Origin of the sequence: Pseudomonas kielensis (assembly GCF_030505375.1) — a bacterium.
GTDB lineage: Bacteria > Pseudomonadota > Gammaproteobacteria > Pseudomonadales > Pseudomonadaceae > Aquipseudomonas > Aquipseudomonas kielensis.
The window spans coordinates 4,338,220-4,356,807 of sequence record NZ_CP130043.1; the positions used below are offsets into that span (position 1 = coordinate 4,338,220).

General features: G+C 64.1%; 17 protein-coding genes. 12 read left to right on the plus strand and 5 right to left on the minus strand.

Features of this window, described 5'->3' with window-relative positions; all coding sequences use genetic code 11:
- The first annotated feature begins 156 nt into the window (after positions 1-156).
- The 11 genes from Q1W70_RS20305 to Q1W70_RS20355 all read left to right on the plus strand — a co-directional run bounded on the left by Q1W70_RS20305 (position 157) and on the right by Q1W70_RS20355 (position 12,770).
- Positions 157-1,194, plus strand: coding sequence for an AraC family transcriptional regulator (locus Q1W70_RS20305; protein WP_166589075.1), 1,038 nt, complete (start codon positions 157-159; stop codon positions 1,192-1,194).
- Positions 1,195-1,255: 61 nt separating this feature from the next.
- On the plus strand, positions 1,256-2,143 hold the full coding sequence (locus tag Q1W70_RS20310; RefSeq protein WP_166589074.1) for a Dyp-type peroxidase: 888 nt from the start codon (positions 1,256-1,258) through the stop codon (positions 2,141-2,143).
- A gap of 167 nt (positions 2,144-2,310) precedes the next feature.
- Entirely contained in the window at positions 2,311-2,928 is a 618-nt protein-coding gene (lexA, locus tag Q1W70_RS20315) for a transcriptional repressor LexA (protein WP_166589073.1), read from the plus strand.
- Positions 2,928-3,545 (plus strand): translesion DNA synthesis-associated protein ImuA, encoded by a 618-nt coding sequence (gene imuA / locus Q1W70_RS20320; protein WP_166589072.1) that lies wholly within the window; start codon positions 2,928-2,930, stop codon positions 3,543-3,545. Before lexA ends, imuA begins: the two co-directional genes overlap by 1 nt.
- A 7-nt stretch (positions 3,546-3,552) precedes the next feature.
- The gene (locus Q1W70_RS20325; protein WP_166589071.1) at positions 3,553-4,968 is read left to right on the plus strand and encodes a Y-family DNA polymerase; all 1,416 of its coding nucleotides are present in this window, start codon (positions 3,553-3,555) and stop codon (positions 4,966-4,968) included.
- The gene (locus Q1W70_RS20330) at positions 4,944-8,048 is read left to right on the plus strand and encodes an error-prone DNA polymerase (protein ID WP_302097811.1); all 3,105 of its coding nucleotides are present in this window, start codon (positions 4,944-4,946) and stop codon (positions 8,046-8,048) included. The genes Q1W70_RS20325 and Q1W70_RS20330 overlap by 25 nt, the downstream gene beginning before the upstream one ends.
- A 331-nt stretch (positions 8,049-8,379) precedes the next feature.
- A complete protein-coding gene (locus Q1W70_RS20335) occupies positions 8,380-9,054 on the plus strand; it encodes a CsgG/HfaB family protein (protein WP_166589169.1) in 675 nt (224 codons plus the stop codon).
- A gap of 29 nt (positions 9,055-9,083) precedes the next feature.
- Positions 9,084-9,452, plus strand: coding sequence for a DUF4810 domain-containing protein (locus Q1W70_RS20340; protein ID WP_166589069.1), 369 nt, complete (start codon positions 9,084-9,086; stop codon positions 9,450-9,452).
- Entirely contained in the window at positions 9,449-10,108 is a 660-nt protein-coding gene (locus Q1W70_RS20345; protein WP_166589068.1) for a DUF799 domain-containing protein, read from the plus strand. Before Q1W70_RS20340 ends, Q1W70_RS20345 begins: the two co-directional genes overlap by 4 nt.
- 173 nt (positions 10,109-10,281) lie before the next feature.
- Positions 10,282-12,405, plus strand: coding sequence for a hybrid sensor histidine kinase/response regulator (locus Q1W70_RS20350; RefSeq protein ID WP_166589067.1), 2,124 nt, complete (start codon positions 10,282-10,284; stop codon positions 12,403-12,405).
- Positions 12,406-12,530: 125 nt separating this feature from the next.
- Entirely contained in the window at positions 12,531-12,770 is a 240-nt protein-coding gene (locus Q1W70_RS20355; protein WP_182341038.1) for a DUF465 domain-containing protein, read from the plus strand.
- A 38-nt stretch (positions 12,771-12,808) separates the two neighbouring features.
- Here Q1W70_RS20355 and Q1W70_RS20360 read toward each other — a convergent pair whose 3' ends face one another.
- The 5 genes from Q1W70_RS20360 to Q1W70_RS20380 all read right to left on the minus strand — a co-directional run bounded on the left by Q1W70_RS20360 (position 12,809) and on the right by Q1W70_RS20380 (position 17,256).
- Entirely contained in the window at positions 12,809-13,915 is a 1,107-nt protein-coding gene (locus tag Q1W70_RS20360; RefSeq protein WP_166589065.1) for an SMP-30/gluconolactonase/LRE family protein, read from the minus strand.
- Complete coding sequence (locus tag Q1W70_RS20365) at positions 13,915-15,069, minus strand: sterol desaturase/SRPBCC family protein (protein ID WP_166589064.1); 1,155 nt, start codon at positions 15,067-15,069, stop codon at positions 13,915-13,917. Before Q1W70_RS20365 ends, Q1W70_RS20360 begins: the two co-directional genes overlap by 1 nt.
- A gap of 103 nt (positions 15,070-15,172) precedes the next feature.
- Positions 15,173-16,036 (minus strand): LysR family transcriptional regulator, encoded by an 864-nt coding sequence (locus Q1W70_RS20370; protein WP_166589063.1) that lies wholly within the window; start codon positions 16,034-16,036, stop codon positions 15,173-15,175.
- Positions 16,037-16,179: 143 nt separating this feature from the next.
- Positions 16,180-16,494 (minus strand): SCP2 sterol-binding domain-containing protein, encoded by a 315-nt coding sequence (locus tag Q1W70_RS20375; RefSeq protein WP_166589062.1) that lies wholly within the window; start codon positions 16,492-16,494, stop codon positions 16,180-16,182.
- A gap of 51 nt (positions 16,495-16,545) precedes the next feature.
- Positions 16,546-17,256 (minus strand): histidine phosphatase family protein, encoded by a 711-nt coding sequence (locus Q1W70_RS20380; protein WP_166589061.1) that lies wholly within the window; start codon positions 17,254-17,256, stop codon positions 16,546-16,548.
- A 205-nt stretch (positions 17,257-17,461) separates the two neighbouring features.
- On the opposite strand from Q1W70_RS20380, the gene sohB reads away from it, so the two are divergent.
- Positions 17,462-18,484 carry a protease SohB gene (sohB, locus tag Q1W70_RS20385; protein WP_166589060.1) on the plus strand — a complete coding sequence of 341 codons (1,023 nt, stop codon included), beginning with the start codon at positions 17,462-17,464 and terminating at the stop codon, positions 18,482-18,484.
- Positions 18,485-18,588 lie beyond the last annotated feature (104 nt).

Below are 18,588 nucleotides of genomic sequence, written 5' to 3' on the forward strand. Positions count from 1 at the left end.
CACAGAGCGGACTTCTGCGGCCAGCCTGTGGCCTGCCATGGCACCCGGCAGGCGACGTTGGTTGCGGGTTGGCGGTCAGGCGGCCAGGCGTGCTAACGTTCTGCGACATAATCGGTTACAAAAATAAAAACTGAATCTGACCGGAAGCCCGTCGCCATGCCCATCAAAGTCATCGATCCCCACTACGAGCTGGCGCTGGTGTCACCTTTCCTGCTGCAGACCCTGGCCGAAGTGGCCAGCGCCAACGGTATCGACCCCCACAGCCTGTGCCGTGGCCTGGGGTTTTCCCTGGATGACCTGCAGGACCCGGCGCAACGTATTTCCTACCGCCAGGCCGTGGCGATGATCCAGCGCGCACTCAAGGTCATCCCCAACCAGGGGCTGGGGTTGTGGGTGGGCAACCAGAACGTGCTGGGCACCCTGGGGTTGCTGGGGCATGTGTTGTCGCTGTGCAAGACCCTGCGTGACGCATTCGAGCTGGGCATGCGCCACCAGCACACCTCGGGCGGGATTGTGGTGTCCAGCGTCCGCGAAGTGGCGACCCAGGTATTTGTCGACGCCGAATGTCGCCTGCCGTTCGCCGACGTGCAGATGTTCGCCGTGGAAGAGTTTTTTGCCAGCCTGCTGGTCTACGGTCGAGCGCTGGTGGGAGCCGATTTCAGCTGTGTGCGGGTGGAGTTTGTTCACGCGGCCCCCGACTACCTGGCGGAGTATCACCGCCTGCTGGGCGCGGATGTACGCTTTGGCTGCCTGCACAACCGCCTGGTGCTGGACGCCCGCTGGCTCGACGTGCGCCTGCCCAACCACCATTCCCTGGCGCTGCGCCAGGCGGTCAAGCTGCTGGAACTGGAAGGGGCCGAGGTGCACCAGAAGCTCGACCTGATTCAAGCGGTGGAGCGGGCCATCTCCCGCGACCTGACCCAGGGCAGCCACATCGAGAAGATCGCAGGCGACCTGAACATGAGCGGCCGCACCCTGCGCCGACGCCTGACCGAACATGCCCTGACCTTCGAGGCCCTGCTGGAGCAAGTACGCCAGGCACGCACCATGAGCCTGCTGGCCAACCCCGAGATGTCCATCGAACGCATCACCGAAGAGGTCGGCTACAGCGATGTGCGCAGTTTTCGGCGAGCCTTCAAGCGCTGGACCGGGCAGAGCCCGAGTGCGTACCGGGGCGAGGCGCAGGCACAATAACCCTTGCTCACACAAACCCCCGCGTGCCGGGTAGAATTCCCGCCTTTCTAAAGGAGTTCTCATGAGTTACTACCAGCCGGGCATCCTCGCCACACCCGTCCCGCCTCAGGCGCGGCATCTGTTTTTTGCACTCCAGACCGTTGAAGCACTGCCGGCGGCGCTCGACCAACTGATGCAGTGGGTGGACGGGAAGTCGGCGGTGGTCGGGTTTGGCAAATCGCTGGTCAATGCCCTGGAGGCCAAAGTGCCTGGGCTGCGCCCGTTCCCGGCGATGATCGGCGTGGGCGTCGACAACCCGTCGACCCAGCACGCGCTGTGGCTCTGGCTGCACGGTGAAGACCGCGGCGAACTGCTCAACCGCAGCCGCGCCATCGAGGCGGCGCTGGCCCCGGCCCTGCGCCTGGTGCAGATGAACGAAACCTTCCGCCACATGACCGGCCACGACCTGACCGGCTACGAAGACGGCACCGAAAATCCCCACGATGATGCCGCCGTCGCGGCCGCGCTGGTGGCGGAGGGCGAGGATGGCCAGGTGGGTGGCAGTTTTGCCGCGATCCAGCAGTGGCAGCATGACCTCAGCGGCTTCAATGCGCTGCCGTCCCATGAGCAGGACAACATCATGGGTCGGCGCAAAAGCGATAACGAAGAACTCGACGACGCGCCGATTTCCGCCCACGTCAAGCGCACCGCCCAGGAAAGCTTCACCCCGGAGGCGTTCATCGTCCGTCGCTCGATGCCGTGGATCGAAGGCGAGCGTGCCGGCCTGATGTTCCTGGCCTTCGGTCATTCGTTCAATGCCTTCGAAGCCCAACTGCGCCGCATGAGTGGCCTGGAAGACGGGATCGCCGATGGCCTGTACCGCATGAGCCGGCCGATCACCGGTGGTTACTACTGGTGCCCACCCCTCAAGGACGGTCGCCTCGACCTGCGCGCATTGCATATCGGCTGACGGGCATTCACCAGCGATGGCGCCTGACCCACCGCCATCGCTGGCAAGCCAGCTCCCACAAGGTAGGCGGGCGTATGCCAAATCTGCGAGCCCCCAAAACCACACTGTAGGCATGGGTAATCCGCCTGGCGGCTGGCTCTTGTAAGTAATTTGCGAGAGGAGTACAAGTGTACTCCATGACTACTTTAACGCCTCGCCGTGCCGCCATCCTGACCTTCATCCGCGACCGTATCGCGCAACAGGGCCAATCCCCGAGCCTCGCTGAAATCAGCGAGGCCTTTGGTTTTGCCTCGCGCAGCGTGGCGCGCAAGCACGTGCTGGCGCTGACCGAGGGCGGGTTCATCGAGGTCAACCCGCATCAGGCCCGGGGCATTCGCCTGCTCAACCAGCCGCGCCGCCCCGAGTTGCTGGATATCCCGGTGCTCGGGCGGGTAGCCGCTGGTGCGCCGATGGGGGTCGATGCCGAGGTGCACAGCCGCCTGTGGCTGGACCCGGCACTGTTCTCGCGGACCCCGGACTACCTGCTGCGGGTCCAGGGTGACTCGATGATCGGCGACGGCATCCTCGACGGCGACCTGGTGGGCGTGTGCCGCAGTGCCCAGGTGCAGAACGGCCAGATTGTGGTCGCACGGCTCGAAGGCGAAGTCACCATCAAGCGCTTTGAACGGGCCGGGGACAGCGTGCGGTTGCTGCCGCGCAACCCGGCCTACAGCCCCATTGTGGTCAGCGCCGATCAGGACCTGGCGATCGAAGGGGTGTTCTGCGGCCTGGTGAGGCAAGGCTGATGGGCGCCGTCGTTGCGCTGGACACCCTGTTCCATCGTGGCCAGGTCTGGAAAGGCCGGCCTGCGCCCGCCGATGTCAGTCGCCAACCCACCGGGCATGCAGCGCTGGACGCGGCGTTGCCCAGCGGCGGCTGGCCGGAGGCGGCACTGAGCGAAATCCTGATTGCCGGGCAGGGCGTGGGTGAGTTGCAACTGGTGTGGCCGGCCCTGGCCCGCCTGACCAGAGGCGGGGAGCGGGTGGTGCTGGTGGCGCCGCCCTGCGTGCCATACCCCCAGGCGTGGCAGAACGCCGGGGTCGACCTGCGCCAGTTGTCGATCATCCAGGCCAGTGACCGCGAGGCCCTGTGGGCGGCGGAACAATGCCTGCGTTCGGGCAGTTGCGGCGCGGTACTGTGCTGGCCGAAACAGGCCGATGACCGCGCCTTACGGCGTTTGCAGGTGGCGGCCGAAACCGGCCAGACCCTGGCCTTCGCCTATCGCTCGATCAAGGACGCGATCAACCCTTCGCCGGCAGCCCTGCGCATCGCCATCGATGCGCGGCCCGCCCAGTTGCGGGTACTCAAGTGCCGCGGCGGGCTGGCCCGTACGGCGCCAATCGCCTTCGCCCCGGGGCATTGAGGTTGCTATGCGCTGGGTCTGTATCCTGTTCCCGCAACTGGCGCTGGACGCGGTCTTGCGTCAGCGCAGCGACCCCGATGAACCGCTGGCGCTGCTGAGCGGCCCGGCACAACGCCGGGTGTTGCAGGCCGTGAATGAGCCGGCGCGAGCCCTGGGCTTGCGGGCCGGGCAGTCGATGACGGCCGCCCAGGCCCTGAGCAAGGCTTTTGCCTGTGCCGACTATGACCAGGCGGGAGTGGAACACTGGCAGCAGTTTCTCGCGGCCTGGGCCTACCGCTTCAGTTCCCAGGTCAGCGTGCATTTCCCGCGTACGGTGCTGTTTGAAATCGAGTCGAGCCTGGCGCTGTTCGGCCCCTGGCCGCAGTTCGAGGCCCGCTTGCGTGCCGAACTGACGGCCCTGGGGTTTCGCCATCGCCTGGTGGCGGCGCCCAACCCCCTGGCGGCGCGGATCCTGGCCAATGCCTACGACGGCCTGGCGGTGCCGGACGCCCAGGCCCTGGGGCCACTGCTGGGGCAGATGCCGGTCGAGCGCATAGGCCTGGCGCCCACGGTCGCCAGCGCCCTGTCACGCATGGGGCTGCGCACCTTGGGCCAGGTCCAGGCGCTGCCTCGGCAAACCCTGGCCCGACGGTTCGAGGCCCCGGTGCTCAAGCACCTCGATACCCTGCTGGGGGAGCGACCGCTGGCCTTGGCCTTCTACCTGCCGCCGGACCGCTTTGATGTGCGCATCGAGCTGAATTTTGATGTGCAGTCGCACCAGGCCCTGCTGTTTCCATTGCGCCGCCTGACGGCTGACCTGGCGACGTTTCTCTGTGGCCGTGACGCTGGCGTGCAGCGGTTCGACCTGCACCTGGAGCACGCCGGCCTGCCTGATACCCTGATCAAGGTCGGACTGCTGAGCGCCGAGCGTGAGCCGGGCATGCTGTTCGAACTGGCCCGGGGGCGCCTGGAACAGGTGCAGGTCGAGGCCCCGGTGCGCGGGTTTCGCCTGTCGGCGCAGGACTTGCCGAGCTTTATACCGCAGCGCCGCGAGCTGTTCGACGAACGCCCACAGCAATCCTTGCCCTGGGAGCAACTGCGCGAGCGCCTGCGCGCCCGCCTGGGCGACGATGCCGTACAAGGCCTGGGGTTCCAGGCCGACCACCGCCCCGAGTGTGCCTGGCAACCCCATGCCCAGAGCCAGCCTGCCACGCTGCTGTCGCGGGCGCAGCGCCCAGGCTGGTTGCTGACCGAGCCGCAGGCGGTATCGGAAGGGGCGGCACGGATTCTCATGGGGCCGGAACGCATCGAGTCCGGCTGGTGGGATGGCGCCGATGTGCGCCGCGACTATTACCTGATCCAGACCCGTGCCGGGCAGCAGGGCTGGGCCTATCGCAGGGTGGGCGAGGGCGGGCCGCTGTGGCTGCAGGGCTGGTTCGCATGAGCGGCGGGTATGCTGAACTGCACTGCCTGTCGAACTTCAGTTTCCAGCGCGGTGCCTCCAGTGCCCAGGAGCTGTTCGAGCGGGCCAGGCGCCAGGGCTACCAGGCCCTGGCGATCACCGACGAATGCACCCTGGCCGGTATCGTTCGTGCCTGGCAAGCGTCCAGGGTGCAGGGGGTGCCGCTGATCATCGGCAGCGAAATGCGCATCGAGAACGGCCCGAAGCTGGTACTGCTGGTGGAGAACATCGAGGGTTATCAGGCCCTGTGCCGGCTGATCACCCAGGCCCGGCGGCGCGCAGAAAAAGGCCGGTACCGGGTCCTGCGTGAAGACTTTGCCGAGCCCCTGCCCGGGCTGTTGGTCTTGTGGCTGCCGGACCCGGACCTGGACGACGCGCCGGCCCAGGGTGCCTGGTTGAAAGGGCTGTTTGGCGCGCGGCTGTGGCTGGCGGTGGAGCTGCATTGCGGGCAGAACGACACCCGGCGCCTGGCCGATCTGCGGGCCCTGGCGGCACAGCTGCAGATCCGCGCCGTGGCCAGTGGTGATGTGCACATGCATGCCCGTGGTCGCCGGGCGCTGCAGGACTGCATGACCGCGATTGCCCTGCATGTGCCGGTGGCCGCCGCCGGGCAACGCTTGCATCCCAATGGCGAGCGGCATCTGCGCAGCCTTGAGGCGCTGGGCGAGCTGTACCCGCGCGCGCTGCTCGACGAAACCCTGGAAATTGCCCAACGCTGCCGCTTCGATCTCGCTCAGTTGCGCTATCAATACCCCCGCGAACTGGTGCCTGAGGGGCAGACACCGACCTCCTGGCTGCGCCATCTGACCGAGCAGGGCCTGTCCCGGCGCTGGCCACAAGGCCCGGACAGCAAGGTGCTGGCGCTGATCGACAAGGAACTGCAACTGATTGCCGAACTGGGCTACGAGAGCTATTTCCTCACCGTCGAGGACATCGTCAGCTTCGCCCGGCGTCAGCGCATCCTGTGCCAGGGTCGAGGTTCGGCGGCCAACTCGGCGGTGTGCTTTGCCCTGGGCATTACCGAAATCGACCCGAGCCGGATGAACATGCTGTTCGAGCGGTTCCTGTCCCGCGAGCGCAATGAGCCGCCGGACATCGACGTCGACTTTGAGCACGAACGCCGCGAGGAGGTCCTGCAATACGTGTTCCAGCGCTATGGCCGGCGCCGGGCCGCGCTGACGGCGGTGGTCAGCACTTACCACGCGGCCGGAGCGATCCGCGATGTGGCCAAGGTCCTCGGCTTGCCGCCCGACCAGATCAACGCCCTGGCCGATTGCTGTGGCCACTGGAGTGACGACGCGCCGCCGCTTGCGCGTTTGCGTGAAAGCGGCTTTGACCCGGACACCCCGCTGCTGCACCGGGTGTTGAGCCTGACCCGGCAACTGATCGGCTTCCCCCGGCACCTGTCGCAGCACCCCGGTGGCTTCGTGATTTCCGAGCAGCCGCTGGACAGCCTGGTGCCGGTGGAAAACGCGGCGATGGCCGAGCGTACGATCATCCAGTGGGACAAGGACGACCTGGACATGGTCGGCCTGCTCAAGGTCGACATCCTGGCCCTGGGCATGCTCAGCGCCATTCGCCGCTGCTTCGACCTGCTGCGCTACCATCGCGGGCTGGACCTGAGCCTGGCGAGTATCCCGGCCGAAGACCCGCCGACCTACGAGATGATCTGCCGCGCCGACACCATCGGCGTGTTCCAGATCGAGTCCCGGGCGCAGATGTCGATGCTGCCCCGGCTGCAGCCTCGCACCTTCTATGACCTGGTGATCGAAGTGGCGATCGTCCGCCCCGGGCCGATCCAGGGTGGGATGGTGCACCCCTACCTGCGGCGGCGGAACAAGGAGGAGCCAGAAACCTATCCCAGCGTGGCGCTTGAAGCGGTGCTCCAGCGCACCTTGGGGGTGCCGTTGTTCCAGGAACAGGTCATGCAGATCGCCATCGTGGCGGCCGACTACAGCCCCGGCGAGGCGGATCAACTGCGCCGCGCCATGGCCGCCTGGAAACGTCATGGCGGCCTGGACTCGCACCAGGTGCGCCTGCGCGAAGGCATGCTGAAAAACGGCTACTCAGAGGCGTTTGCCGCGCAGATCTTCGAGCAGATCAAGGGGTTCGGCAGCTACGGTTTTCCCGAGTCCCACGCCGCCAGTTTTGCCCTGCTGACCTACGCCAGTTGCTGGCTCAAATGCCATGAGCCGGCGGCGTTTGCCTGTGCCTTGATCAACAGCTGGCCGATGGGTTTCTACAGCCCGGACCAGATCCTCCAGGATGCGCGTCGGCATCAGTTGCAGATCCGTCCCGTGGACGTCTGCGCCAGTACCTGGGATTGCAGCCTGGAACCGATTGGCCAGCAGCAGCCGGCGATCCGCCTGGGTTTGCGCATGATCAAGGGATTTCGCGAGGAGGACGCCCGGCGTATCGAGGCGGCGCGCCTGTGCCGGGCCTTCGCCGATGTCGCCGACCTTGGCCAGCGCGCCGGGCTCGATGCCCGGGCCCACGCGTTGCTGGCCGACGCTGGCGCCTTGCGTCCGCTCGCCGGCAATCGTCATCGGGCACGTTGGGAGGTGGCGGGGGTGCAGCAGCAACTGGGGCTGTTCGCCGGCTTGCCGAGCCAGGACGAACCGCCGGTGAGCCTGCCGGTCCCCACCGTCAGCGAAGACCTGCACGCCGACTACCACAGCGTCGGCACCACCCTGGGGCCCCATCCGCTGGCGCTCTTGCGCGAGCCGTTGCGCGCCCGGCGTTGCCGCAGCTCACGGGAGCTGCTGGAGGTCGAGCACGGGCGCAACGTCAGCGTCGCCGGCCTGGTCACCGGCCGCCAGCGTCCGGGCACTGCCAGTGGCGTGACCTTCGTCACCCTGGAAGACGAGTTCGGCAACATCAATGTGGTGGTCTGGCGCGACCTTGCCGAGCGCCAGCGCAAGGTTCTGGTCGGTGCGCAATTACTCAAGGTCGACGGGCGCTGGGAAAAAGTCGGCGAAGTGCGCCACCTGATCGCCGGCCGCCTGAGCGACCTGAGTCCCTTGCTCAATGGCATCAGCGTGCACAGCCGGGATTTTCATTGAGTCGGCCCAGGTCGTGTCGCCAATCTGGAGCGAGCGGGACGGCTGAAACGCAGGTGGTGGTCTTATTCCCGGCAGGATGCATGTGAAGAGGATTGTGGTGTGGCAGCGATGCTGGCAACTGCCAATTGCCACTGACCACCAGGGTGGCCGACACCGCGCCTTAGTTAGTGCTGTCTTCGTTGATAGCACTTTGCAATAATGCCGCCGCCGACACCTCGAACCCAAGCTGTCGATTTCCATCCCATCATTATCTTTCGTTGCTGCAACCTGTGGTAACCAGGCCACTTCGTGCCGGGATAAATAGTTATTAAATAAGGAATGTGCAGTGAGAATGATCTCTCGGATGGTGCTGTCAGGTGCCGCCATAGCCATCGCGGCCACAATCGGCGGCTGTGCGACCGAAAGCTCCCGTGCCTTGCCGGTGGCCAAAGTCGAAAGCGCCACCCAGGCCTGGAGCGGTGCTCGAGTCCCTATGGCAGTCGGCAAGTTCGACAACCGCTCCAGCTACATGCGCGGCATTTTCTCCGATGGCGTAGACCGTCTCGGTGGCCAGGCCAAGACCATCCTGATCACTCACTTGCAGCAGACCAACCGCTTCAGCGTGCTGGATCGCGACAACATGGGTGAAATCCAGCAGGAAGCGGCGATCAAGGGCCAGGCCCAGCGTCTCAAGGGCGCCGATTTTGTGGTGACCGGCGATGTCACCGAATTCGGGCGCAAGGAAACCGGCGATCGCCAACTGTTCGGCATTCTTGGTCGTGGCAAGACCCAGGTGGCCTACGCCAAGGTCAACCTGAATATCGTCAATATCAGCACCTCGGAAGTGGTGTATTCGACCCAGGGCGCGGGTGAGTACGCGTTGTCCAACCGTGAAGTGATCGGCTTCGGCGGCACCGCTTCCTACGATTCGACCCTCAACGGCAAGGTCCTGGACCTGGCCATGCGCGAAGCGATCAATCGTCTGGTGGACGGCATGAACGCCGGTGCCTGGAAGCCGGGCAACTGATCAAGGTTCGATCACCAGGAGCGATACCCATGAACAAGTATATGGCGTGGCCAATGATGGCCCTGGCCTTGTCGGGCAGTGTGTTGCTGGCCGGATGCAGTACCCAGAAAACCTTGTACCAATGGGAAGACTACCAGCCCCAGGTCTATGAGTACTTCAAGGGCGAAGAGCCCAAGGAAGCCCAGGCCGAAGCGCTGGAACGCGACCTGCAGAAGATCAATGCCAAGGGCAACACCCCGCCACCGGGTTACCACGCCCACCTGGGGCTGTTGTACCTGAGCATGGGCAAGGACGATCAAATGGTGCAGCAGTTGCGGACCGAGAAAGCCCTGTTTCCCGAATCCGGGCCGTACATGGACTTCCTGCTCAAGAACGCCAAGACCGGAGATGCCAAATGATCACGCGCTCAGCAAAACTGCTGGCCGGTGCCCTGGCTCTGGCCCTGCTGGGTGGGTGTGTCAGCCCCAAGACCGTGGACTATTCGGCGTACAAGCAAAGCCGTCCGAAAAGCATCCTGGTGTTACCGCCGCTAAACGACTCGCCAGACGTCAAGGCCACCTACAGCATGCTGTCCCAGGTGACCTTCCCGTTGGCGGAAGCCGGTTACTACGTCTTGCCCATCGCCCTGGTTGACGAGACCTTTCGACAGAACGGCCTGACCACGCCGGCAGACATCCATCAGGCGCCTGCCAACAAGCTGCAGGAAATCTTCGGTGCCGACGCCGCGCTCTACATCACCGTAAGCGAGTACGGCACCAGCTACATGCTGATCGCCAGCGACACGGTGGTCACGGCCAGCGCCAAACTGGTGGACCTGCGAACCGGCACTACCCTGTGGACCGGCACCGCCCGGGCTTCCAGCGAAGAGAGTGGCGGCGGTGGCGGCGGCGGCCTGGTCGGCATGCTGATTACCGCGGCGGTCAAACAGATCCTCAACAGCTCCACCGACGCCGGCCACCCGGTTGCCGGCATCACCAGCGTACGGTTGCTGTCAGCCGGGCAACCGGCAGGTCTGCTGTATGGGCCGCGTTCACCCAAGTACGGCACCGATTGAGCTCGACTCACGGCTGATCCAGGCTTCGTTCGACCCGCACGCTGCGGGCTGACAAGCGGCGAGAGTTGGACAACAATGAAACCATCAGCGTCGGCCGCGCTCAAAGCTTGAGCGCAGGCTCGTCTGCGTCGGTCCGTTGTTCCACCTTTGCCCTGTGCGCACAGAGTCCATCGATGCAGTTTCTAACGCAGAACCATGGTTGTAGCGGGTGGAGCGGCGAAATGGCCGAACGCATCCGCGCGTTCGACTGGAGCCTGACCGAACTCGGCAGCTTCGACACCTGGTCGCGCAGCCTGCGCAGCTCGGTGCAGTTGCTGCTGGCCTCGCCGGTGCCGCTGGTGATGCTCTGGGGGCGCCCCGGCTACATGATCTACAACGATGCCTATTCGGTGTTTGCCGGCGGGCGTCATCCCTATCTGCTCGGCTCACCAGTGGAACTCGGCTGGCCGGAAGTCGCTGAGTTCAACCGCAACGTGGTCGACACCTGCCTGGCCGGTGGCACCCTTTCGTACCGCAACAAAGAGCTGGAACTGTTGCGTAACGGCCAGCCCGAAGCCGTGTTCATGGACCTCTACTACAGCCCGGTGGCCGACGATGACGGCGTGCCGGCCGGGGTCCTGGCGATTGTCGTGGAAACCACCGCCCACATGACCTCCGAGCGCCTGCGCGAACAGGCCGAAGCGGCCTATCGCGCCGACAACGAACGGGTGCGCCTGGCGCTCAACGCCGGGGCTCTGCTGGGGTCGTTTGTCTGGGACATACGGGCCAATCTGCTGTCTGGGGATGAGCGTTTTGCCCGGACGTTCTCCTATCCGAGCGAGCAGTCGCTGGAGCTGTTGTCACCCGAGTTCGCCGCAACCAGGATCCATCCCGATGACTTGCCAGAGGTTACCCGACTGGTGGAGCAGGCCTTGAGAGTGGGTGGCCCGTTCAATGCCCAGTACCGTATCCGGCGGGCGGATGATAGCTATTGCTGGGTGCTGGCCAGTGGTTGCTGCGAGTTCGATGAACAACGACAACCCCTGCGTTTTCCCGGGGTGTTGATCGATATCCACGAGCGCAAGATCGCCGAAGAGAACTTGCTCAAGTTCACCCGCAACCTGGAGCAGCGGGTCGCCGATGAGGTGGAGGGGCGCCTGGCCGCGGAAGAGCAATTGCGCCAGTCGCAGAAACTCGAAGCCATTGGTGGACTGACCGGCGGCGTTGCCCATGACTTCAATAATCTGTTGCAGGTGATCGCCGGCAACCTGCACCTGTTGGCCCGCCATGAAGCCGGCAACGCCAACGTGCAGCGCCGGGTCGGTGCCGCACTGGCGGCCGTCGAGCGCGGTGCCATGCTGTCCTCGCAACTGCTCGCCTTCGCCCGCCGCCAGCCCTTGTCGCCGGCGGTCTATAACACTCGGCAGATCTACCAGGGCCTGGGGGAATTGCTGCAACGGGCGCTGGGTGAAACCATTCAGATCGATGTGCAACTGCCCGACGACCCCTGGTGTATTTCAGTCGACCGCAACCAGTTGGAAAACGCCTTGCTCAACCTGGCGATCAATGCCCGTGACGCCATGCATGGCGAAGGCACGATTGTGATCAGTGGCAAAAACGTCGTGCTCGATCGATTCGTGTGTGCCGGCAAGGGCATCAGCGCTGGCGACTATGTGCGCCTGTCAGTGATCGATCCCGGCGAGGGCATGGACGCGGCCACCCTCAAGCAGGCCTTCGAACCGTTCTTCACCACCAAGGCCGACGGCCAGGGCACCGGCCTGGGCTTGAGCATGGTGTTCGGTTTCGTCAAGCAGAGCGGCGGGCATATCGAGATGACCAGCGAGGTCGGCGGCGGTACGTGCGTGCACATGTATTTTCCGCGCAGCGAGCGGGCCCAGAGCCGCGAGGTGCCACCGCGCGGCGTGCGACACACGGGCGGCAACGAGACGATCCTGGTGGTGGAAGACAACGAGGAAGTGCGCGATACCGCCGTCGAGTTTCTCCAGGCCTCGGGCTACCAGGTGGTGCTCGCGGCCAATGGCGACAGTGCCATGCAACTGCTGCTGGACGGCGTGGCGGTGGACCTGATTTTTACCGACGTGGTGATGCCCGGGTTGATCAAGAGTTCCGATCTCGCCGCCTGGGCCAAGGTCCAGGTGCCTGCGGTGGCGGTGCTGTTCACCTCGGGCCATACCCGCGACATCATTTCCGACAATCATCAGCTCAGCCCCGACACCCACTTGCTGAGCAAGCCCTATAGCCCGGATACGCTGTTAAGCATGATCCGCAATGTCCTGGAAGAGGGCGGTCGAGGGTGAGGGTGCCGACGAACGGACACCGCTGGTCCGATTGGCGGTCGACAGCGACCCTCAGGCAAGGCCATGCTGATAACTGGTGAACACAGGACAAGTGCTCGCCACCGATCAACAAACGGAGGTGTTCCATGCCGGTGAAACATGACCTGTATCAGGACTTGAGCTATTCAAAGGAAGAGATTCAGAAAAAGCGTGCCAATGATCCCCACCTGCACGCGCTGCTGGATAAATACTCGGATATCGACACCCAGGTACTGAAGGCGGAAGCCGCCGCCCAGGCCGACGACGAGGTGAGGAAGCTCAAGGCCAAACGCCTTACGATCAAAGACGAAATCTCCAAAAGCTTGAACGGTGCCTCCAAGGCGTGACCACTCGGCGGGGGCGCAGCGTCGCCCCCGTGATTGACTCAAGGCCCTGCCGACAACGCCTTGGCCAAGGGCAGTCGCACCATGTGACTGGACTTCAGCGAACCGAAATACAGCCAGTCGCCATACTCGCGAACCGTGGTGATGGGTGAGTAGTTGCCACTGCTGGCATCCTGCAGGTTGCTGATCACCTTGCCGTCCAGATCCAGCCCCAGGGCAAACGCTCGACGCTCCACCGGCTTGGGCAGGAGCATCATGGCCCTGACGACCATCTTGCGCACGAACGGATACCCGGCCAGCCCGTCGAGCAGGCTGTTGCGCGGTGCGTACAGCGCCACCCAGAAACGCTCCTGGCCGTTGAAGCTGAGGTTGTCCGGCAAGCCCGGCAGGTTGTCGACGAACACCTCACGGGTGCGTGCCTTGGGGCCGCTCAGCCAGTAACGGGTTATGCGATAGGCACCGGTTTCGTTGACCAGTACAAAGCTGTCATTGGGCCCCAGCGCCACACCATTGGCGAACTCCAGGCGGTCCAGCAACTGTTCGGTCTTGCCAGTCTGGAAGTCATAGCGCAACAAGCGCCCGTCACCCCCGTGCTCGATGATCGCCTCGCCATCATGGCCATAGCCCCACCGACTGGAAGCATCGCTGAAATAGGCGTAGTGCCCGGTCCGGTCGATGACTACGTCATCGGTAAAGCCCAAGGGCACGCCGCCGGCCTCGGTGCTCAGGGCGATCAACTGGCCTTGGGTATCGAGGGCCAGCAGGCCTTTGATGGCATCGGCGATAATCAGCCGGCCATCCGGATGCCGGGCCAGGCCCAGGGGCCGACCGCCGGTGTCGGTCAGCACCTTGAGGACCTTGCCGTCCAGGCTGGTACGGATCACCCGGCCGTCATGCAGGCCGCTGATCAGGAAGCCGTCTTCCAGCAGCAGCGCTTCGGGACCCGGGAGGTTGGCCGCGCCGATGTGCTCGACGTCCCTGAGCCGTTGGTTCTCGGCAAACACCCCCGAGACCAGGGACGGTGCCGGTGGCGGCGTCCAGGCCACGGGTTGCACCTGGGTCGGCGCTAGCAGCAGGAACAGGCCGACCAGCACCACGACCACCAACAGCAAGCCACTGAGGCTGACGCGCCGGCGCGCGCGGCTCATCAAGCGACAGCTCCGGCAGGCTTGAGCAGCGTGCCCAGCGCCCGGTCGCGCAGGGCCAGCAGCGACACCGCTGACTCGCGGTCGATCCGTCGCTTGAGCAGCAACCGATTGGCCAGGCGCATCCACAGGCCGCTGAAGCGGTACTCCAGAGTGCGTACAAAACGGCAGCCGTCGCCCTCGCTGCTGCATTCATAGGTCAGCAGCAGCTCCAGGCCATGATCGCCCTGGGCCCGGGCGCTCCAGCGGCGCCCCGGCAAGTATTCGTTGACCTCCCAGCTCAAGTGCCCGGCGCGACCACCGGCGTGGATGTCCTCTTCAAAACGTGCCCCGGCGTGCAGCGGTCCCTGCGGCCCCTCGACCCGCAGCGAGGAGGGGTGCCACTCCGGCCAGCGGCTGACGCTGCTGGCGTAGGCGAGCACGGCAATCGGCTCGCGGGCAATGTCGATCTGGTGCTGCAGGCGGGTCATGGGTGTTCTGCTCCTAGGCAGGTGGGCGTGGTCAGGGTGGTCTTCCCAGTACAGCGTGCCAAACAGGTAGTCCATCAGTGGCAACACAATATTGAAGTTGCGCGCCTGCATCAGCTCGCGCCGATGATGCAGTTGATGCAGGTGGCGCATCTGGCGGATCCATGGCAGGCGGGTGAGCGGATTGCTCGGCGGCAGGTGTTCGCAGGCGTGAAACACTTCGTAGGTCAAATAGCCGAGGATCATGCAGCCAGCGAACAGTGCGGCGACGTTGTCATTGAACTGCGCCAGCAACCACCAGGCGGGCAGGGTGACCAGCAGGCAATGCAGCACGATCAGCCAGGCCGGGAACAGGATCACCCGCCAGTCGCGCGCGGTGTCGTAGGCCATTTGGCCAGGGGCGAAAAAACTGTGGTGATCGCCGGCGTGCCGGGCATAAAACAGGCGGGCAAAGGCGTGTTTGTGATGGCCCAGGTGCCGGTGCACGGTATAGACCACCAGGTTGAACAGCAGCAAGGTCAGTGGCACCGCCAGCCATTCGAGCGGCTGCACTTGCTCCAGCGTGCTCCAGAACAGGCTGATCGCCGTGATCCCGAACGCCAGCACAAACCCTGCGTGCAGCCACGGATTGTAGAAGCGGTGGATCTCGGCGCGATAACGGTTACGAAACGCCTGCGTGGTTTGCCTCACCCTGATCACCTGTTGTCGTTGTTAGTGACAGAAGATTAGTCGCGGGCAAATTATCCGGCCAATGGATCTGCGTAATAGCGCTTGATCCAGGCGCTGAATGTCTTCAGAGCAACGGGTCCCAGCGTTGTGACCAGTCGCTGTCGCGCTGGACCAGTTGGCGCAGCAACTCGAACGCCTGCTGCAGGACCTGGGAATCACGATCGCGCGAATACACCAGGAACGTCGGGTAGCTGAACTCCGGCGCCTTGGGCACCCGCTCCAGCACCCCGCTGTCCAGATAGGACTGCACCACGCGGGTCCGGAAGTAACCGGCGCCCCCGTTCTGCAGAATGTACTGCAACGCCAGCGGCCCGAGGTTGAAGCTCAGCACGGCCTTGGCCTTGTCCGGCAACGCGGAGTCGTGCTGGCGGCGAAAGTCGCTGCCCCAGTCGATGTACACATAGGGTTCGGGGAGCGCGGGCAGTCGCACCTGGATCAGCTTTTCCTCAAGCAGTTGCTCGACCTGCAACCGCGGCCAGTATTCGGGCTGGAACACCAGGGCGGCGTCCAGTACGCCCATTTCGAGCTGGCGCAGCAGGGTTTCGCCGTTGCTGATTTCCGTGCGCAGGGCGTAGGCCGGAATGTTGGCGCGAATGTCGCGGGCCCAACTGAGCATCAACGGATTGCACAGGCTGATCTCGCCGCCGATGTGCAGCACATTGCGATAGCCGTCCGGCAGGGGCAGGTCGCGGCGGGCCGCTTCCCAGGTCTGCACCAGTTGATTGGCATACACCACAAAGGCTTCGCCGTCGGCCGTCAGGCGGGCGCCGGCACGGTTGCGCACGAACAGGGTGCAGGCCAGTTGGCTCTCGAGTTTTTGCACCCGTGCGGTGATCGCGGTCTGGGTGACGTGGAGTTTTTCCGCGGCCGCGGCCAGGCTGCCGCAACGAACGATTTCCAGGAAGGTACGGGCGAGATCGATGTCCATGGGGCGGCCGCTGAGCTAAAGGGTCCAGCAGTGTAGAGCAAGCGGGCGTTGAAGACCCACCGGGGACCTGAAACGACGAATCCCGCCATGACGGCGGGATTCGTGTGTTGCCTGGCCAGGCCTCCACCGGGAAGGCCGCAGGCTTAGGCCGGGAACAGCTCGGACAGTTTCATCGCCAGCATCATGTCGCCTTCAGCGCGCAGTTTGCCGCCCATGAAAGCCTGCATGCCATCGGTTTCGCCGCTGACGATGCCTTGCAGGGTTTCGCCGTCCATGACCAGGGTCACTTGGGCGTCCGGGTTCTCGCCTTCTTTCAGTTCGCAGGTGCTGTCTTTGACAACCAGCGAGAAGTTCTTGTCTTCGTCGATACGGAAACCGAACACCAGGTCCAGACCGGCAGCGGCGGCTGGGTTGAACTTGGCTTGCATTGCTTGTACGGCGTCAGCTACGGAGGTCATGGTTCGATCCTTTTATGGGGTGTTACAACAAGGGTCACAGTAATCCGGGGTTCATCGCAAAGTGATGAGTTCCGGGGCCTTCAACAGTTGCAAGTGGGCATGGCTGTTGAAGGAAGCCAGCGCCACCTCGCGACCACGGAACTTCAAGTGGTTGAGCGAGGTGTTGACGATTTGCCAGTTCAGTTCGAAAGCCTGTTTGGCTGGCATCAGCGTAATCAGGTGGAGCAGGGCGGTAATGGTTCCACCGGAGGTGAACACGGCGATCTTCTGGGTGTTGTCCGCCTGTTCCAGTATGCGCTGCAGGCCGGCCTGCACCCGTTCGACAAAACCGAGCCAGCTTTCCAGGCCGGGTGTGTCGTAGGTGCCGGTCAGCCAGCGCTCGATGATCAGGGCGAAGATGCGCTGGAACTCGCCGCGGTTGTGCGCCGCGTTGCGCAGGATGTGCAGGGCCTCGGGTTCTTCGGGCAGCAGGTCCGGGAGCAGCGCACGGATTACGGCGTCGGCGTCGAATTCATTGAAGGCCGAGTCGGTCTCCAGGGTCGGCACCGGCAGGCCAACGGCGGCGAATTGCGCCAGGGCGCTGGTGGCGGTGTGTTGCTGGCGGCGCAGGTCGCCGGCCAGGCAGCGATCGAAGCTCAGCCCCAGCTCAGCCAGGTGGCTGCCGAGGATTTCTGCCTGGCGCACACCCGTCGGCGACAACACGTCGTAGTCGTCTGCACCGAAGGAGGCCTGGCCATGTCGAATCAAGTAGATGCTGCCCACGTCCGCGTCATCCCGGTACGTTGAAGGTTTTGCGAGGTTATGAGGATGCCGGTGAGCTGTCAATGAAAAAACATACGCTTGTTTGAAATGCTCGTTGGAGGCCCTTCCCATCAGGTTTCACGGCTGGCCGCGACGTGGCCGCATGGGTATGCTGGAGCTATCCGCGCCCGCGAGTCGAGCGGCGCACCGTCGTTAAGGAGTCCATGTGGAGTTTTTTGCCGAGTACGCAAGTTTTCTGGCTAAAACCGTTACCCTGGTGATCGCCATCCTGGTGGTCCTGGCCAGTTTTGCCGCACTGCGCAGCAAGGGCCGGCGTAAATCAGCGGGCCAGTTGCAGGTCAGCAAACTCAATGATTTCTACAAGGGGCTGCGTGAGCGCCTGGAGCAGACCTTGCTCGACAAGGACCAGCTCAAGGCCCTGCGCAAATCCGAAGCCAAGTCCGAGAAGAAACAGAAGAAAAAGCCTGAGGCCAAGCCGCGGGTGTTCGTCCTCGATTTCGACGGCGACATCAAGGCCTCTGCCACGGAGAGCCTGCGCCACGAAATCACCGCGCTGCTGTCCCTGGCCACGCCCAAGGACGAAGTGGTCCTGCGCCTGGAGAGCGGCGGTGGCATGGTGCACAGCTACGGGCTGGCGTCCTCGCAACTGGCGCGTATTCGCCAGGCCGGCGTGCCGCTGACCGTGTGCATCGACAAGGTCGCCGCCAGCGGTGGCTACATGATGGCGTGCATCGGCGAGAAGATCATCAGCGCCCCCTTTGCCATCCTCGGCTCGATCGGTGTGGTGGCGCAGTTGCCCAACGTCAACCGGTTGCTGAAAAAGCACGACATCGACTTTGAAGTCCTCACCGCGGGCGAATACAAGCGCACCCTGACCGTGTTCGGCGAAAACACCGAGAAGGGCCGGGAAAAGTTCCAGGAAGACCTGGATGTGACCCATGAACTGTTCAAGAACTTTGTCGCCCGTTATCGCCCGCAACTGGCCATCGATGAAGTGGCCACCGGGGAAGTCTGGCTGGGTATCGCCGCGCTGGACAAACAGCTGGTGGATGAACTCAAGACCAGCGACGAATACCTGGCCGAACGCGCCAAGGGCGCCGAGTTGTTCCACCTGCACTATGCCGAGCGCAAGAGTTTGCAGGAGCGGGTCGGGCTGGCTGCCAGCGGATCGGTGGATCGCCTGTTGCTGACGTGGTGGAGCCGCTTGACCCAACAGCGGTTCTGGTAACTGACAAGGCGCTCAAGCCGAGGTTCTATCTCTGTCGTCATGTAGGGGGCCACTCCTACATGTTCTGTCGCCGTGACGGGATAGGCTGGGTTTAACATTTAGTT

Bases quoted from the DNA above. Each gene is read 5' to 3' on its own strand.
- Q1W70_RS20305 (WP_166589075.1), top strand. From the start codon at position 157: ATGCCCATCAAAGTCATCGATCCCCACTACGAGCTGGCGCTGGTGTCA.
- Q1W70_RS20310 (WP_166589074.1), top strand. From the start codon at position 1,256: ATGAGTTACTACCAGCCGGGCATCCTCGCCACACCCGTCCCGCCTCAG.
- imuA (WP_166589072.1), top strand. From the start codon at position 2,928: ATGGGCGCCGTCGTTGCGCTGGACACCCTGTTCCATCGTGGCCAGGTC.
- Q1W70_RS20325 (WP_166589071.1), top strand. From the start codon at position 3,553: ATGCGCTGGGTCTGTATCCTGTTCCCGCAACTGGCGCTGGACGCGGTC.
- Q1W70_RS20335 (WP_166589169.1), top strand. From the start codon at position 8,380: ATGATCTCTCGGATGGTGCTGTCAGGTGCCGCCATAGCCATCGCGGCC.
- Q1W70_RS20340 (WP_166589069.1), top strand. From the start codon at position 9,084: ATGAACAAGTATATGGCGTGGCCAATGATGGCCCTGGCCTTGTCGGGC.
- Q1W70_RS20345 (WP_166589068.1), top strand. From the start codon at position 9,449: ATGATCACGCGCTCAGCAAAACTGCTGGCCGGTGCCCTGGCTCTGGCC.
- Q1W70_RS20350 (WP_166589067.1), top strand. From the start codon at position 10,282: ATGCAGTTTCTAACGCAGAACCATGGTTGTAGCGGGTGGAGCGGCGAA.
- Q1W70_RS20355 (WP_182341038.1), top strand. From the start codon at position 12,531: ATGCCGGTGAAACATGACCTGTATCAGGACTTGAGCTATTCAAAGGAA.
- Q1W70_RS20360 (WP_166589065.1), bottom strand. From the start codon at position 13,915: ATGAGCCGCGCGCGCCGGCGCGTCAGCCTCAGTGGCTTGCTGTTGGTG.
- Q1W70_RS20370 (WP_166589063.1), bottom strand. From the start codon at position 16,036: ATGGACATCGATCTCGCCCGTACCTTCCTGGAAATCGTTCGTTGCGGC.
- Q1W70_RS20375 (WP_166589062.1), bottom strand. From the start codon at position 16,494: ATGACCTCCGTAGCTGACGCCGTACAAGCAATGCAAGCCAAGTTCAAC.